The following is a 16,793-nucleotide window of genomic DNA, read 5'->3' on the forward strand; positions in this document are numbered from 1 at the left end:
GATCACGAATGGAAGACCAAGAATACAATTCCGTAAATAGTGCTTTGAATGACTTTTTCTTCCGGGGGCGTTTCGAAATGCTCCCGGTCTACCTCGATCTCGAAGGCGATGCCGAGGAGCAGATCGCCGAGGCCCTGGGCGTTGATGCCGACGAGCTTTGCGATTTCATTGGCCTGACCGCCGCACGGTCCCTGAGGTTTGACAAGAGGGACCCTTACGTCGACCAGGCGAGGTGGTTGTTGGAATGGAGCCTTGAAGGCCGTCGAGACCCGCCACCGTTCACGGCGCTACTCTGCGCGCTTTCGATCGCGGCGGAGAGAATGGGAACCGACGAGAATTTTTCACCGAACAACTACTCGGAACGATTGTTCGAACTTCTCGGGGTCAAGGACGCGACATCCCAGCAAAAGCTTCGGCAATATGCCAAGTCCACGCGCCAGTTTTGGCGTGCCTTGAACATGTGGCTTGCGGAGAACGACTTCCAGCTCGGCAGGCCGACCGCGCGCGCGGTCATCGGCCATTGGAAATACGCGAGTTTCGGCCTGTCGCAAGCGCTCGTTCGGGACGCGGACAGGAAACGAATTTCGGGGCTGTTCGAGAAATACGACCTCGTGCCGGGCGAACCGGTGCCGGATGCAGAAATGGCGTTGCTCGTGCACGATTGGATGTCTACGCACGGGGCCACCGGCCCAACTCCTTGGCTTCGCAAGCTTTGGCAATCCAGCGACCTGAGGCCACGGGTTGTTTCCGCCGCACTAGATGCCTTCGAGACCTGGGAAAGGACGGCGGGCGTAACCGGAGACGGTCCCCGCAAGGCGCGCCTTCAATGGCAGGTCGGTTTCACCGGGTTCCCCAGGAAACGTGCAAGACTGTCCTTGGCCGTGTTCAGGGGTGGTGAGGCCGAGGCCCTGAAGGAAACCGGCGTTGGCACGGAGACAGGGGATCAACTCTTCCTCGAGGATGGAATGGAGCAGGGAACACGGTTCCTAGGGCCGGTTGGGTCTATCAACCTTGACATGCTCTTGTTGAAGTCCCGGTCATTCACGGGTGTTTCTAGCGGCGTCAACTACGCCTATATCGCCAAGCCCATCGTGGCCCTTGCGCGGGCCCCGGACGGTCCCGTGTTCCGGGAGGTATCCCGGGTCAGCCTTTTCGAGGAGCACGCGATCCTGTGCCACGAGGCTTGGCTGGACAAGGTCGAAGGACACCTATCCAAGTGCGCGAGACCGGGACATTCGGTCCTTCGAACCACTGACATGGCCGGCATTCCGGAGGGTTGGTGCATCCTGCGTGGTGTCGAGATCGTCCGGGCGGTCGACAATGCCCATGACAATTTCCACGCGTTGAGTCCCATTGCCAGCGCCGCGGCAATTGCCTGCGTGGATGGCTTGAACCTTGGACATGGGACCTGGCATGTTGCCGCCCCACCCCGCGTGGAGGCAACATCGGAAAAACCTGGATCGACGATTGAGGTCATTCGTGAACAATTCGGTAAGAAAGACGAGGTGATCGCGAAGGAAGGCGCCGTTGGGGACTTCATGGAAGCAAGCCTTGACGCTTCTTGCGTTGAAGCTGGAACGAACCTTCGGGCAGTCGTCAAGCACAAGTCGACGGAGCTTGCGGAGACGTCCTTTTCCCTTCGGTCCGCCGATATTCCACGACCACTTGGGAGCAAGCGGCTTTACCACGTTCATCTTGGCAACGGGTTTGCATTGGATCCCGCGATCGAGCTCGAAAGGGCGCCGGAAAACCTCGAGGGCTGTGTTCTGAACGGCGGGCTGGACGATGTTCCCGTTGGGGTCATCCATCACGGGGTAGGGACCGCTGGTGAAGTTCCCGAGGGAACATTGGAAGAGGCAAGCGACCTGGAATGGTGCCACTCGAGCGACGCGGCCGTGGTGGCAAGCGAAAGCTGCGTCATCCGGGGATACCACTACTGGGTCTACGAGGCTTTTGAGAAAGGGGACGACCGTTACGATGCCAAGATGGCAGAGTGCAAGGATTGCCAGGTTAAGGCGCTTTCGCGAACCCGGGAAGTTGCGAAGGGCAATGCCAAGAAAATGGCACAGCACCAGGTTTTTGCCCCGGCGCGCCGCTTGGCGAAACGCGGGGAAGACACCGCGCAAGTCTCCGAAACGGGTCACGAAGGAGTTTCGGCGGACACGGTACTCGATGGGCTTTGCTACCTGGGACACGGCTCTTGGCCCGCGTTCCAACGCCTCGCGACGGCCGTATCGCCGGAACCGTGGTTTGCCCATTCCCTCGCAAGCGATCTCTTTTCCCTTGGACATGTCGAGATGCGAGGACGCCTAAACGCGACAGGTGGTGATTGGTCAGTGGCGCCACCCGCCCTGGTCATCGGCATGGATGGCAATGGCTACCTTGCCGGGTTCCAGTCGGGCAGTCTCGTTGAAGCGGTGAATTCTGCCTTGTCATCCGGGGGGGCGGTCCATGCAACTTGCAAGGAGCCGAACCAGGTGACAGTGCACCGTTGGACGGGTCTTGGAGGGATGGACCTTGAGGCCTTGCTGGAGACCGTGGAAGACGCCCATGGGCGCAAGGTCGCGGTCGCACGCAACCTTGCCGCATCGATCGCCCGGGGACTACCGTCGTTCACGGACGTGTTCGAACAAGCAACCCCGGTTCACGTTGAGCAAGCCGATGGGCTTGCCAAGTACGACACGGTGAAGGCTCGCTGGCGCAGGGTCGAACGATTGGAAGGCCCGGGGGCCTACAGGATCGGACTGCACGGAACGCGTTACGTTTTCCGGGAACGGGATGGAACGACAAGGCAAGTTGGCCACCAGGTCGCCAAAACATTGTCGGCGCGAGAAGAGGGGCGCTGGTTGCACGGGTACGACATGTCCACGGGTAGGTTCACGGCTGCCCTCGGAGTTGAACCCCCATGGCTATTCGCGCGGGCGTTCGTAGTATCGGGCGGGTCCCTGCCGAGAAGGGACGGTGGGCGGGTTGTTTACGAGCGCGTCGACCCGCGGGTTGGTGCCGCCATCTTGGACAAGATGTATGGAAAGGACGATAGCATTGGGTAAAGCAACGCCGGGAGAGGTTCTCGACTACATCCAGGAAGCCTACCACAAGTATTATGACAGCGCGTTCTGGCTGCGTGACGAATACCTCATGCGTGAACGGCGCAACCTGCTCGACGAACCCGGTTTGACCGCGCAGGAGATCCTGCTGGAAGCGGTGTTGGCCTACCCATCAGAGGTGCCGGTTGCCGATGCCTGCGCTGCAGCGGGCCTGTCGCCGGCGGTCGCCGAGCACCTAGGCAAGATCGTCTTCGGCGCCAACTACGAATTGCGGAAGCACCAGGCGCAGTCACTCGAAACATCGCTGGCCTCGAACTCCGCCACCAAGCGGAACGTTGTCGTGACCTCGGGCACGGGTTCGGGCAAGACCGAGAGCTTCCTGGTTCCCGTGATCGCGCGGCTTCTCAGGGAACGGTTGAGTGGCGTTGGCCAGGGCAGGTTGCACGAATGGTGGAACGAGAACTGGGGGAGCGCGAGCACGTGGCGGGGAAGTCGATCGAGGATCGAGAACGGTCCCCAACCGGCACTTCGCGCGCTGTTACTTTACCCGACGAACGCCCTCGTGGAAGACCAGGTCTCCCGCTTGCGACGGGCGGCGACCCGTGCGCGGGACATACACGGGGCGCCCATGTTCTTCTTTGGGCGATACACGGGCGCGACGCCGGGCGGTACGTTTGACCCGGGTGGACACCTAGACTCCAAGGGTCGCCGCATCGTCAAGGAAGTTGCGCGCGACATCAAGCAAATCGAGGCCGAGGCAGCACGGCTTGCAGATCGAGACGAGGAGATTCGCGGCCAGTTCCAAGATCCTTCCTGCGGGGAGATGCTGACCCGGTGGGACATGATCGATGCGCCACCAGACATCATGATTACCAACGTCTCGATGTTGAACGTGATGCTGATGCGCGAACACGAGGCACGCTTGTTCCAACAGACCCGTGACTGGCTCGCGGCGTCGGCGGACAACCATTTCTCCCTGGTTGTCGACGAGTTGCACGGGTACCGGGGCACGGCGGGAACGGAAGTTGCACTCGTCATCCGCAACTTGTTGATGCGACTGGGGCTGGAACCGGGATCGCCACAGTTGCGCTGCCTTGGTACGAGCGCGTCGCTTGATGGTGAAGAGGGCAAGGAATACCTCGAGCAATTCTTCGGCGTGGACCGAAACACGTTCGAGGTCTATCCCGGCGAGCCGCGCATTCCGGAAGCGACATTGCCAATCGACGCGAGTAAAATTGCTCCCCTGGCCGATGAGGCGATCGAGGGAGACGAGGACGCGCTCGACGAGATCATCGGCATTGCCTCGCCCCGGCAGGCGCTCGGGGCCGCGTGTCGCGAAGCCGGCAGACGGGAAGAAGACGACGCGGTCGTGCCGGCAAGGCTTGGCGCGATCAAGCAAAGCCTGCTCGGTGAACATGGAAGCGATACCGTCTTCCAGGCCATCCTTCACGCCGCCGCGCGAGAAGACTCCCCGTCGTTCAAGGAGCCGCACCCCTCGTTTCGTTCCCACATGTTCTTGCGTCAAATCCAGGGAATGTGGGCCTGTTCGAACCCCGGCTGCGACCAGATCGAGGACGCTTACCGTGACCCGGAGCGCAAGATTGGCAAACTGTTCAAGCACCCGGCCATCAAGTGCGGCTGCGGAGGGCAAGTCCTTGAACTTCTGTATTGCTACGACTGCGGTGAAGCATATCTCGGTGGCTACGTGACGCCTCGGGCGGAGGGAGCCGAGGACGGACAAGTCTTCTTGGAGTCCGGTCCAACGGACCTTTCGAGCACCGTACCCGGGTTGGTCAACGAGCGGCCGCATTCCAAGTTCCGATGGTACTGGCCGGGCAAACAGGTGGATGCCGGGGTCACCCCGACCTGGCAGCACTCGGAGCCTAGCACGAAGAAACAAAAATCCTTTGGATACGCCGCCGCCAATTACGATCCGCTCTACGGGCTCCTGGAGAAAGCCCAGCACGGAGACACGCCGACAGGTACCTTGTTTACCTGCCCGGGGGACGTGAACGCGCCCGCCCTTCCAGAAAAGTGCCCGGCCTGCGAGTCCAAGAAGAGCCAGCAAAGGATCCTCAAGGCCTTTTTCTCAGGGAGCCGGGTGAACAGCCCGATAAGAGGCCTTCGAACGGGTTTGAATGTCACGACCCAGGTAATTGCCGACCGTGCGTCCACCAAGCTTGGCACCCCCGAACGCACCGCACAGATGATCGCGTTCACGGACAGCCGAGACGATGCCGCGGATGTTGCGGCGGGGCTGGAACTCAACCACTTCCGGTCACTCTTAAGGCAACTTGTCTTCCGGGCCCTGAAACCGGGTGCCAGCTTCACCGTCGACGACGCGAGATCAACCTCCGCGAAAATCCAAAAGGGTGAAGTCCTCGACAAGCGGGGGGTGGAAATAGCAACGGCGATCAAGGCGCAGGGGCCCGAGCTTCAGACCGCGTTGCTCATGCAATCGATGTCCATGTCGAACGCGGACCAGGACGCACTCGTCAAAACCTTCGAGGAAGACGTCGTCAATGCCCGGGGTATATCTTGGAGCGCCCTTGTTTCCGGGGTCATGAACGATCTCCTGGCACTTGGCGAGAACCCCGCGGGCACCGACGCCTCCAAGCAAGAGATCGGTAACGAACCATGGTGGCGTTACTTTGATCAAACCCGACCGGCTCCCGTGACCCGGCTTGACCTTTCCGTGGAAAACGAGGGCAGGCGGCAAATCAGGGAAACCTTGTCCTCGCTCATTGCCGCGGCCCTTTTCGATGCCGGTGGACGCGACTTGGAATCCCTTGGACTCGCCTTTGCCTGTCCGGTGGGAGACCACTCGACGAGGCTGGGAATGGCGGCCAACGATGCCAGAGACTTGCTTGCAAACGTGATCCGCTTGCTGGGCCAAGCGAGGCTCTACCAGGGCGGTGGCAGCAGCCAATCTTCGACCAACATTCCAACAGGGGTTCGGCGTTACGTCGAAAAGGTTGCCCCCTCCCATAACCGTGACGCGTCCGATCTTGGCGAGATCATCGGGGCGTTGTTGCGCGACGAGGGTATCGTGAACGAGAACTGGGTCATCCAGGTCGGTCGCTACTCGAGCTTGAAACTGGAGCTTGTGCCCATTCTCGACGGCTTGCACCGGTGCAACAGGTGCTCACGGGTTTCGGCCAACGTCGCGCTCAAGGCGTGTACCTCGGTGAACTGCACGACCACGGGATTCGAGCCAATCTCGGGGCCCGAAGACGACTACTACCGTTGGCTATCGGAAGAACCAGCGCACCGGCTCAACGTTGAGGAATTGACGGGCCAGACGAAACCGCTTTCCGAGCAGCGACGACGCCAACGCCTTTTCAAGAAGGCCTTCCTTGAAGACGAGATTGAACCGGTGCACGGGATCGACACCTTGAGCGTCACGACGACGATGGAGGTCGGCGTCGATATCGGTTCCTTGGAGCTGGTGATGATGGCCAACATGCCGCCGCAGAGGTTTAACTACCAGCAAAGGGTTGGCCGGGCCGGGCGCATGGGACAGAGCTTTTCCTACGCGCTCACCATTTGTCGCGGTGGCTCGCACGACGATTTCTACTACGGAAACCCGGAACGGATCACGGGCGATACCCCACCGCAGCCATACCTGGACCTTTCGAGGCCGGAGATCGTGAAACGCGTCGCGGCAGCGGAATGCCTTCGACGCGCGTTCTCGGCACTGGATGAACCGCCCGTTGGCGCGGCCAGCACGCACGGCGTGTTTGGCAAGGCCGCCGAATGGGAAACGGTCTACAAGGCGGACATCTCTGCATGGTTTGCAGTCGACCCCGGCGTTGACGAGGTCGTGGAGGCGCTTTGTTACCTTGCGCCACTCGCGGAAGACCAACCTGCCAAGATAGCGAGCTATTGCCGGGCGGAGCTGGCGGATCACGTCTCCAGCGTTGTTTCCGATGGCCGTTACATCCAGATAGAACTTAGCGAGCGCCTCGCAACGGCTGGGGTGCTTCCAATGTTTGGGTTCCCGACGCAAAGCCGGAACCTCTTCAAGTACAAGCGTGACGCACGCCTTGACGACATGGTGTTGAGTGACCGGGCACTGGACCATGCGGTTTGGGCCTTCTCACCCGGTTCCGAGATACCCAAGGACAAGCAAATCCACACGGCCTGTGGGTTCGAGTTGCTTCGGGAAATCCGTGGCCGGGTCGAAAGCGACCCCGATCCGCTTGGTCCGAGCCTCGAGTTTTCGAAGTGCAGCGATCCCGATTGCGGCCACATCATGCAAGGCGTCGAGGAGACCTGCGAGGTTTGCGGTCAGTTCGCGATGAAATTCGACCTCTACCAGCCGAAAGGATTCATAACGACCCCGGGCCAGCCGCGCGACTACGATGGCCAGCGCCAACGTGGTCCCTCGCTCTCACCCCCGGTACTTGCCTTCAAGCCCAAGTACGCCGACGGGTTCTCCCTTGGCCCTGCCCGCGTGGCGCTTGCATCTGACGAACCGATCGCGCTGGTCAATGACAATGGCGGGGAGTTCTTCAAGTTCCGCCGAAAGTTCAACGCCATGATCGTGAACGACGAGCACCTCTACCGCGATCGCCAGCCCCATCCCGAACTCGAAGGTGATCCGGAAGCGGAAGGTGCCATTGGCGCCGTGTTCAAGACGGACGTCATGACGATGCTTCTCGAGAACTTGCCGGGCGTGGGCCACAACGGCGTCTTGGACGTCGAGGGCCAAAAGGCCGCTGGCTCGGCCCTTACGTCTTTCGGTGAATTCCTGAAGGTCGCCGCGGCCCGGGAACTCGACGTGGACCCGGCAGAGCTAAGGGTTGGTACGCAGAAATGGCGCATGGACAGCTGTGTTACGCGGCAGCTCTACGTTGCAGATGCCCTTGAAAACGGTGCCGGTTACAGCCGGCACATTTGTGATCCAGACCGGCTTCGCGGGTTAATCGCGACCCACTACGAGGATGTTAAGAAAAACTGGCACGACCCTTCGCACGCCGATTGTGATCGCTCGTGCCCGGATTGTCTTCGTAACTACAATAACCGCTTTCTTCATGCTTCCCTTGATTGGCGTTTAGCGCTGGACGTTGCCGAGCTGGTCCTGGGCGAGCCCCTGGATACGACGCGTTGGCTCGGGGACGCCCGGGGCATCGGGCAAAGGTTTGCCGACTTGTGCAACCACCACGCGGGGAGCGTGCAAGTTGAGCAAGCCGATGGTCTCGTCGCGGTTACGGGCGGCAATAAGCTATCCCTCGTGCTATCGCACCCGCTGTGGCACATGCGGGAGGGGCTGGCGCAAGATATCCAGAGAAACGCGAAACTCATGCTGGAAGCCAACCATGGTATGGGCCTCAAGGTCGAGTTCGTGGATATCCGTGACTTTGCACACCACCCGCAGACCTACATCGTCAAGATGCTGGAGGCCCAATGATCACGATTACGGGCGCCGAGGGGTCAAGCGAGTACCAGGCCGCCATCCTGGTAAAGAATGCACTGGAGGCATCTTGGCCGGGCGTGGCGGCGACCCCTAGGGAAGTTGATGACATCCGGATCGCGGTCAGCACGAAGCTCTCGGGCTACCAGGTACAAGACATCGATGTTGTCTTGGCTGGTCGGCTGTCGAAGCCGCGCATGTTTAAACCCTTGCGCGTTATCCGGGGATCCTCGGGGAACAAGCTAAACACGCGCCCGATCATGGTCGAAAGCTTCGTGGTCGCGATCGAGGTCAAGGATCATGACGATCGTGGTGTTCGCATTATGGATGACCAGGTCGAGGTCAGGTACTCGCGTGGCGGTCCATTGCAATGGAAGAGCGCGACAGACCAAAACGTCAAGCAAATGCACGCCCTTAAGACATACCTTTCGGACATGCATGTCGATGTCTTCGCGCGCCGTTGCATGGTTTTCCCCAGTCTCGGCTCGATTTCTGCGCCAAGCGCTGTCGCGGGTGCTTTCAATGGTCACCAACTGATGAGCGCGATCGCGGCGTCCTCACCGCTCCTGGAACGCCGGGGGCAAGGGCTTCTTTCGGCAGGTGACAAGGAAACGATCGAGAAGGCCCTAGCGGCACCGATTTTTAAGAAAGCGATCCCAACGCGCCTTGACCGCGAACGCATGGATCGCTTGGCCGCGAAGAACCCGGCGATCGACGGCATCATCGATACCCTGGGAGACGGTACGGTGTTCCTGCGTGGCTTCGCGGGAACCGGGAAGACGGTTTTGCTTCTCCAGGCGGCGTGGAAACTCTTTCGCATGGAGGGCAAGCGGACGTTGGTCTTGACCTACAACCACGCCCTGGCCGCTGACATGCGTCGCCTAATGTCCCTGGCAAGCATCCCGTCCTCGGTGCAAGCGGGTGGCATCCGCGTCGGCACCGTGATGTCATTCCTCTACACCTGGTTTTCGAAGCTTGGATTGCTCGGCGATGGTCCCTTGGATTTCTCGCGGTACCCCGAGCTCTGCGCAGAGGCGCTGGAACTTATCAAGGCGGGGGCCGTTACACGGGATGACATCGAGGCAATCATCTACGACGATCCCGATTTCTTCGATTTCGATCAGGTGTTCGTTGACGAGGGACAAGATTGGCCAAGCGGGGAGACCGCCTTGTTGAAAGCCCTTTACGACCCGACACGGCTATGTGTCGCGGATGGCGTGGACCAGCTTGTCAGGGGTGCACGTGCTAACTGGCGTGCGGGTCTGCCCCGCGACAAGAGAAGCACCTTGCCATTGGGAAAATGCTTGCGCCTCAAGCGCAACTTGTCGCTCTTCGTATCCGAGGTTGCACGGGAAACGGGAAGTGCGTGGGAGGCTGAGCCTAACCCGGCCGCCGGCGGTGGCAGGATAATCATCTTGAACACGCCATACGCGCAGGCAGCCGGGTTACACGAGAGACTCGTTGGCGACCTAAGGTCCGACGGCAATGACTGTGTCGACATGCTGGTCTGCGTTCCGCCAGACGGCGTTGTCGGTGATGGCTCGCGGCGGTCGAGCCTGGTGGGCCGGGAAATGACATCCTGGGGCCAGGAGTTCTGGGACGGCGTTGATCCGACGGCAAGGTCGGATTTTCCTCGCGGGCCAGACCAGGTGAGGATCGTTCAATACGCTTCTTGCCGGGGCTTGGAAGGGTGGACCGTAGTTCTCGACGGGTTTGATCGATTCCTCGAAGAGATGTTTGAAGCCAAGATCTCATCTGGTCTCGATGCATCCGAAGAGGAGGGATTCGTTGACCTGGAAAAGGCAGCGCAGGGCGAAGCGTGGCGTTGGGGACTGATCGCCCTAACACGTCCCATCGATACATTGGTGATCCAGCTCGACGACCCCGGCGGACGGTTCGGAACCCAAGTCCTTGAAGCGGCGAGAAAGTTCCCAGATTTCGTTGAAATCTTGGACGACTAGGCCAACGCGCGCTCGATAAAGCGGGCGACAGAACGGCCGAATTGCCCCCAACATGTAGTAACCGCCTGGACAGCCCATTCCAGATATGCTAGCTATTTTCAAAAACCATGAAACTTGGCCGGACGATAGATGCTTCAGGAAACCCTTGCGAGAGACGTAAACGAAAACCCTACCCAGGCGGGAACTCCCCGGCACGAGGCGACGCATCGCCAGTACAACATGATCGATCTCTTCGCCGGGTGTGGCGGCCTGTCTCTTGGGTTCGAGAACGCGGGTTTCACGCCGGTATTCGTCAACGAGTTGAACGAGGACGCTCAGGCCACCTACCTCATGAACCGACACCATTCGCTTGGTGGCATGAAATTCTCGGAAAATAACGCGCTACACTGCAATGACGCACACGAGTTGAAGGGGAAACGGCTCGAACAGTTGGTTAGCGACCTGTCTCAGGTTCCCGGTGTAGAATTGGCTTTCGACACCGCAACAAAGAAGAGCGGGGGCGGAAGCAATCTCGATGTCTTGACCGGTGGCCCACCTTGCCAGGGCTATTCCGGCATTGGCATCCGCCGGTCGTATTCCGTTGACAAGAAGGACCTGCCGTCGAACCAGCTTTACCAGCGGATGGCCAGCGTAATTCGCCGGATGCGGCCCCGTGTATTTCTTTTCGAGAACGTGCGCGGCCTGCTGACCTCCAAGTGGACCCGGGATGGGGGAGAGCGTATTTTCCCGGACGTCCGGGACGAGTTTCGGGCCATTCCTGGCTACGAGGTGCGCTGGTCGTTGGTCTATGCCAAGGACTACGGCGTTCCCCAAAACCGGCCGCGGGTCTTGCTCGTTGGCGTGCGTCGAGACGTGTTGGAAGCCTGCGGCTTTCTCGACCCCAAGGCCGACCCGGAAGACGCGGTTGCCTGCGGGTTCCTTCCGGCGGGAAGCCCGGGCGAGTTTCCCGACCTCAAAGACCTTCTCGGCGATCTAGTCGATGACACGGTGGCCGAGGTTCTGCGCAGTCGAAACTTCGAGCGCGGCACCTTTGAAACGACGGCTTATCCGCGGCCCGCGCGCACCGCGATCCAGAAGTCCCTTCGCACTGCGCCTTCTTGGTACGAGGGCCGGGGCATTCGTTTGACCGAGCAGGAGTATTCCAAGCACAAGCCGGCCGTGGTCGAGAAGTTCGACCACATGATCAGCAACGCGGGCGAAATTCCCGAAGAGTGGCGCACCAAGAAGTTTTCCCAACGCCTATTGAAACCGAGCTGGGGCAACCAGGAGCCCAACATCACGGCCACGTCGCTTCCCGATGATTACGTTCATTACTCGCAGCCTCGTATCTTGACCGTGAGGGAGTGGGCGCGCCTACAACTCTTCCCGGATTGGTACCGTTTCGCAGGTAAGCGGACCACGGGTGGAATTCGACGCGCGGGTAATCCGCGCGAGGGCATTTTTGACCGCGAAGTTCCCAAGTACACCCAGATCGGCAATGCCGTGCCGGTTGGCCTTGCGGAACGCGTGGGGTCTCATTTTAAAAGAGTCTTGGACGAAGCTATAGGATAATGCTCGAAAAATCGGACACGAGCGTTGGAGAGGTATTGACCCTCTTCAACGAAACCGGCTTGGACGTAGGTCTGCTTGTCCCGACGCCGACTGGCTTGAAGAAATCGATCATGGATGCCACGGCAACGTTTCGGGATTTCCTGCTCGATGCAAAGATCCATGACTTTTCAACCCAAGCCCAGGGCCAGGAACACAAGGTCGTTGTCCCGGCGAGGATGGTTTTCGCGAAGGGATCGAAGCCGACGAAAGTGTCCCTTTACCGGCCCACCACGAAGAAGGGCGACCCACGTATCTGCGTTTACGGCCTCAAGGCGCACGCGGTTCCTTACAACTTGCTGGCGCTTTTTGTTTGGGACGGCTTGTTGCACGTCGTAAATTGCAGCGATCCTGAAGTCCTACGATCAATAAAGGACCCGGGCTCGCCGCTTGGGGCAATCGCGCAAACCGCGCGACCGGGACTATCACCCGAGGCAGGAGAATTGCTCGACCTGCTGCGCGATATCGGTGCACGCGGTTGGATTCCGACCATGCGACCTGGCGATACGGGTATCGGGATGACGCTGGAGACCCTGTTGGGGATCGAGGCCAATTCGAGCAAGCTTCCCGATTTTAAAGGAATCGAGATCAAGGCAAAGAGGGCAGGCCGCAAGCGCAAGAACCGCGTGAACTTGTTTAGCCAAGTACCTAACTGGAAGCTTTCTCCGCTTGGGTCGAACAAGGCCCTGCTTGACGCCCATGGCTACGAGGTTGATGGCCGTAGGCAACTATACTGCACGATCTCTGGGAAGATGGCGAACCCAAATGGGTTCGTGTTGTCGATTGATGGCGAAAAGGATTGGTTGCGGCAGAACCACGTGGTGGCCGAGAGGACCACGCGCATGGTGGTTTGGGAGCTTGCCAAGCTAAGGGATAGGTTGACATCCAAGCATCGCCAAACGTTCTGGGTTTCCGCAGAGACGAGGGGTAAGGGGGCCAGCGAGGAGTTTCACTACGTTCAAGTCGAACACACCCGCGCACCCCGGGTGCGTAATTTCGAAGCCCTAGTGGAGGCTGGCGTGATAACCTTGGACTACACGTTATACCAAAGGGAAAAGGGTGGATCGGTTGGCGACCATGGTTACCTGTTCAAGGTGAACCCGAAGGACTTCAATGCGTTGTTCCCACCCTCTGAATACCATGGGCTCGTTGCCTGACATTCCAACCCGGGGTGAAAAGCGGAAGATTACGAACCTTGGCCGCTTCTTACGCGCGTGGTTCAAGGACAACGCTCGGGAGTTTCCGTGGCGTGAGCCAGGTACGGGAACCTATGAAAGGATTTGCGTCGAGGTTTTGCTTCAGCGCACGAGGGCCCAGACGGTAGCCGCCGTCTATGATGAATTCTTTGCACGATTTCCTGACTGGGACGAAGTCTCCCTAGCTGACGAAAGTGCGCTAGGTGAATTTTTGAAGCCACTTGGGCTTTGGCGCAGGCGCACAAGTAGCTTAAAGCAACTGGCCAATTATGCTGCCGATCGGGGCGGGGCTTTTCCTGATGCCACGGAGGAACTCGTCAGCATCCCTGCGGTTGGTCAATATGTGGCCAATGCCATACTTCTATTCCAGCATGGTCAGAGGAAACCGCTCTTGGACGTCAACATGGCCCGGCTGCTGGAGCGGTACGTTCGCCCGCGCAAGCTAGTGGATATCCGGCATGATCCATGGCTGCAAGCCGCGGCCCACTGGCTTGTACGGGAGGGAAATGCAGTTGAAACAAATTGGGCCTGCTTAGATTATGCCGCGCAAATTTGTTCACCTACTCGACCGCATTGTCTTGAATGTCACATCAAGCATCGTTGCCCTTACGATTGACTGTTCCTAGGTCAAGTACAGAAGCATTCATCATGTACGGTTGAGTTTGCTTCCTAGTGTTTCGGGTGCCTTTTGTGATATGTTGAACCGCGGCTGAACGAGCCAACGGCGCATTCAACCGCGATTGAGGCATCCTTCTTGGTTTGGTCCGCCCAACATCCCTGACCGGGGCGGTCAACCTTAGTCCATCCCCAAAATCAGCCACCAATTTCCCCTGTCTCGCATGCGAGCCATTCCTCGCGGGGCAAATTGGCGTCTGATTTCGGCGCAGACATTTTCTTCGCAAATGTGGCCGATTGACAGCCCCGTTCAAGGCCGTGGGTCGGGCCTTGCCCTCTCCCACTCTGTTCCGCCGAATACATGCGTATTCGGTCAGATCAGGTGGCCGAGGCGCAGCCCATCGGCGGAAGGGGGCACGAAGCCTCACCCGCGTCACTTTGATTGAGGAGGCCACAAATGGCACCGAAGTTTGATGTTTATGCCCATGTCACTGACACCATTATTGCAGAGATTGAGGAAGGCACGCCGCCTTGGCGCAAGCCGTGGACAGGGAGCGTGTCGGGCATTGCCCTGCCGACCCGATACAACGGGGAGGAGTATCGCGGGATTAATATCCTGATGCTCTGGGTTATGGCGGCCAAGCATGTCTATGTTTCGAGCCGCTGGATGACCTACAAACAGGCGCAGGAGCTGGGCGGTCAGGTCCGCAAAGGTGAAGCGTCGTCCACCGTGGTCAAATACGGGACGTTCACCCGAGAGAACGAACTGGGCATCGAGGAAGAGCTGCCCTATGCGCGCGCCTACCGCGTGTTCAATGCCGATCAGATCGAAGGTTTGCCGGAGGATTACTACAACCGGCCCGAAGCACCGCGCGACCTTGGGACGGCGGAAGATCCAGAGCTTGAGGCATTTTTCAGCCGAACTGGGGCAGAGATCCTCACCAGTGATGACCCGCGCGCCTACTACAGCCCCGCCAAGGATCACATCCACATGCCGCCGATTGCCACGTTTCACGATGCGGCAGGCTATTATGGGACATTGGCCCATGAGGTGATCCATTGGACCGGCAGCGAAAAGCGGCTTGAGCGGATCAAGAAATTTGCGAATCGCGAAGCCTATGCCTTTGAAGAGCTGGTGGCGGAAATCGGCGCTTGTTTCCTTGGGGCCCAGATTGGTGTCGCGCCGGAATTCGACCAAAGCGCCGCTTATGTTGAAGGGTGGTTGAAAGCTCTCAAAGAGGACAAGCGGGCGATTTTCCGCGCGGCGTCCGAGGCGCAGAAGGCAGCCGATTTTGTCTTAGCAGCCGCAGGTCAATCGAAAGCGACCGCAGCATGAGCCGCACCGCAATCCTACCCCGGATGACGTGCCGCAAATGCGGCGCGTCAAACCCAGTGATCTTTCTTGCGCCGGTTATCGTGAAAGGCAGTTGCTCCTGTATTTGCTTGGATTGCGCCGAGGCCCGTTCCTGGCTGGATCCGGACGGCAACTTGAAAGCCGGTGTTGAGCTTTAAACGCCTGCGCCCCGCCTCATGTGGCAGGGCGCAGGCATTTTGAACGGGATGAGAAAATGTGGCCCGTGCTGCTGCGCACGGGCCGCCCTGAGAAACGGACTGCGCGGAGGATCGACCGGCTTTCAGCCCGCTCACCTCCTTCAGGCTTCTTTCAATTTGATTGGTCCGCCCAACATCCCTGTCACGTCCCGTCAATGGGCAAGCGCCGCGCGTGCGCGTCGTCAAAGCCTGCAACCCGTGTCCTCGCGCGGGGCGCGCTGCGGGCCGCACCAGTTGCTGGCTTTGACCCTTTGACTGGCCGCTCCTGGGCCGTGGGTCGGGCTGTGCCCCCACCCACTCTGTTCCGCCGAATACATGCGTATTCGGTTAGATCAGATTGGCCGGTGTGCAGCCCATCGGCGGAAGGGGAGCCACGCCCCAACCGCAGCACCCAAGAGGAGGTCACAAATGGCACACAAATATCAGCCCCCGAAATTCTGGACCTGCGACTGTGATCGCACGACCGGCGGTCATATCATCGACGGGCACTATAGCACCTGCGTGTATTGCGGGAAGCATCGGCACGAGCTGAAGGAGATCGTTGTTCCGTCAGGTTTGGGCGGCGTGTTCTGCGTCGAGATCCTCTGCGTCGAGGATAATTGCGCCAAGGTGAAGGTGGCCAAAAGCTCGAACGGCTTTGACGCGCTGCCGCCCTTCACCGTGCCGTTCAAAGACATCGCCCCGCGTTGGAAGCATAGGGCGGTAGAAATCCGATGATCCCTGACTATCACAGCGATGATTTTGCGACTGCGCATCTGGAAGATACCGTCAGCTTGCGAAGCGCTGCCCGCGAGGCGCGCGCCACGCTTTACGCGGTGTTGAACCGGCTGGAGCTGAACGATCTGGACGGTGAGGAGCAGCCCTATATCGACGATTGCCTTGGGGCTCTCGCAATCCTTGAGGAGGCGTTGCGATGACCTTGGAAGAGATCAAAACGGCAGTGGACGCGGGCAACCGCGTTCACTCGGTCAACAGCGGGTATGTGGTGACGGGTGATGACCTCGGGCAATACCATATCACATTCACGCGGAACGGGTCGGCTATCGGCTTGACCAGTCGGGATGGCACCCGCCTGAACGGCGAGCCTGACGAATTTTTCCTTGGGGAGAACGTGGAGGCTTTGCCATGAAATATTCTGACATCAGGCAAGCGGCCCGAGAAGGCCGAGCTAGCGTGCATCTGCATGGGTTCTGCAATCTGCCCGATGGCGGGCAGGAGTATTGTGATGATCCAGCACTGATCGATGGCTGGGCGATCTATGTCCGAGTTGAGACCCCGGACGACCCGCAACAGCCCTTTGATTTGCACGAGCTGCCGGATCATCAAACCTATGCCAGCGCCGAAGGCGCGGCCCGCGCAATAGCGCTGCAATTGCTTGGCGATGCTGAGGCGTGGAACCACGATTAGTGGTGCCATGCCT

General features: G+C 59.5%; 11 protein-coding genes. All 11 read left to right on the plus strand.

The window, feature by feature from the left end; genetic code table 11:
* Positions 1 to 8: 8 nt before the first annotated feature.
* The 11 genes from ACORLH_RS06615 (at position 9) to ACORLH_RS06665 (ending at position 16,780) form a co-directional block, all read left to right on the plus strand.
* On the plus strand, positions 9 to 3,050 hold the full coding sequence (locus ACORLH_RS06615; RefSeq protein ID WP_321831844.1) for a hypothetical protein: 3,042 nt from the start codon (positions 9 to 11) through the stop codon (positions 3,048 to 3,050).
* A complete protein-coding gene (locus ACORLH_RS06620; protein ID WP_321831845.1) occupies positions 3,043 to 8,460 on the plus strand; it encodes a DEAD/DEAH box helicase in 5,418 nt (1,805 codons plus the stop codon). Before ACORLH_RS06615 ends, ACORLH_RS06620 begins: the two co-directional genes overlap by 8 nt.
* The gene (locus ACORLH_RS06625; protein WP_321831847.1) at positions 8,457 to 10,424 is read left to right on the plus strand and encodes an AAA family ATPase; all 1,968 of its coding nucleotides are present in this window, start codon (positions 8,457 to 8,459) and stop codon (positions 10,422 to 10,424) included. Before ACORLH_RS06620 ends, ACORLH_RS06625 begins: the two co-directional genes overlap by 4 nt.
* A gap of 129 nt (positions 10,425 to 10,553) precedes the next feature.
* Positions 10,554 to 11,975 carry a DNA (cytosine-5-)-methyltransferase gene (locus ACORLH_RS06630; protein ID WP_321831849.1) on the plus strand — a complete coding sequence of 474 codons (1,422 nt, stop codon included), beginning with the start codon at positions 10,554 to 10,556 and terminating at the stop codon, positions 11,973 to 11,975.
* Positions 11,975 to 13,168 (plus strand): MvaI/BcnI family restriction endonuclease, encoded by a 1,194-nt coding sequence (locus tag ACORLH_RS06635; protein WP_321831851.1) that lies wholly within the window; start codon positions 11,975 to 11,977, stop codon positions 13,166 to 13,168. Before ACORLH_RS06630 ends, ACORLH_RS06635 begins: the two co-directional genes overlap by 1 nt.
* The gene (locus tag ACORLH_RS06640; RefSeq protein WP_321831852.1) at positions 13,152 to 13,823 is read left to right on the plus strand and encodes a hypothetical protein; all 672 of its coding nucleotides are present in this window, start codon (positions 13,152 to 13,154) and stop codon (positions 13,821 to 13,823) included. Before ACORLH_RS06635 ends, ACORLH_RS06640 begins: the two co-directional genes overlap by 17 nt.
* Before the next feature lie 456 nt (positions 13,824 to 14,279).
* The gene (locus ACORLH_RS06645) at positions 14,280 to 15,158 is read left to right on the plus strand and encodes an ArdC family protein (protein ID WP_321831853.1); all 879 of its coding nucleotides are present in this window, start codon (positions 14,280 to 14,282) and stop codon (positions 15,156 to 15,158) included.
* Between the two features lie 623 nt (positions 15,159 to 15,781).
* Positions 15,782 to 16,090, plus strand: coding sequence for a hypothetical protein (locus ACORLH_RS06650; RefSeq protein WP_321831854.1), 309 nt, complete (start codon positions 15,782 to 15,784; stop codon positions 16,088 to 16,090).
* A complete protein-coding gene (locus ACORLH_RS06655; RefSeq protein ID WP_321831855.1) occupies positions 16,087 to 16,290 on the plus strand; it encodes a hypothetical protein in 204 nt (67 codons plus the stop codon). Before ACORLH_RS06650 ends, ACORLH_RS06655 begins: the two co-directional genes overlap by 4 nt.
* Positions 16,287 to 16,502 (plus strand): hypothetical protein, encoded by a 216-nt coding sequence (locus tag ACORLH_RS06660; protein WP_321831857.1) that lies wholly within the window; start codon positions 16,287 to 16,289, stop codon positions 16,500 to 16,502. Before ACORLH_RS06655 ends, ACORLH_RS06660 begins: the two co-directional genes overlap by 4 nt.
* Positions 16,499 to 16,780: a hypothetical protein gene (locus ACORLH_RS06665; RefSeq protein WP_321831858.1), complete on the plus strand. Its 282-nt coding sequence runs from the start codon at positions 16,499 to 16,501 to the stop codon at positions 16,778 to 16,780. Before ACORLH_RS06660 ends, ACORLH_RS06665 begins: the two co-directional genes overlap by 4 nt.
* Positions 16,781 to 16,793: the final 13 nt, after the last annotated feature.

This window comes from Thalassovita sp., from assembly GCF_963691685.1.
Taxonomy (GTDB): domain Bacteria; phylum Pseudomonadota; class Alphaproteobacteria; order Rhodobacterales; family Rhodobacteraceae; genus Thalassobius.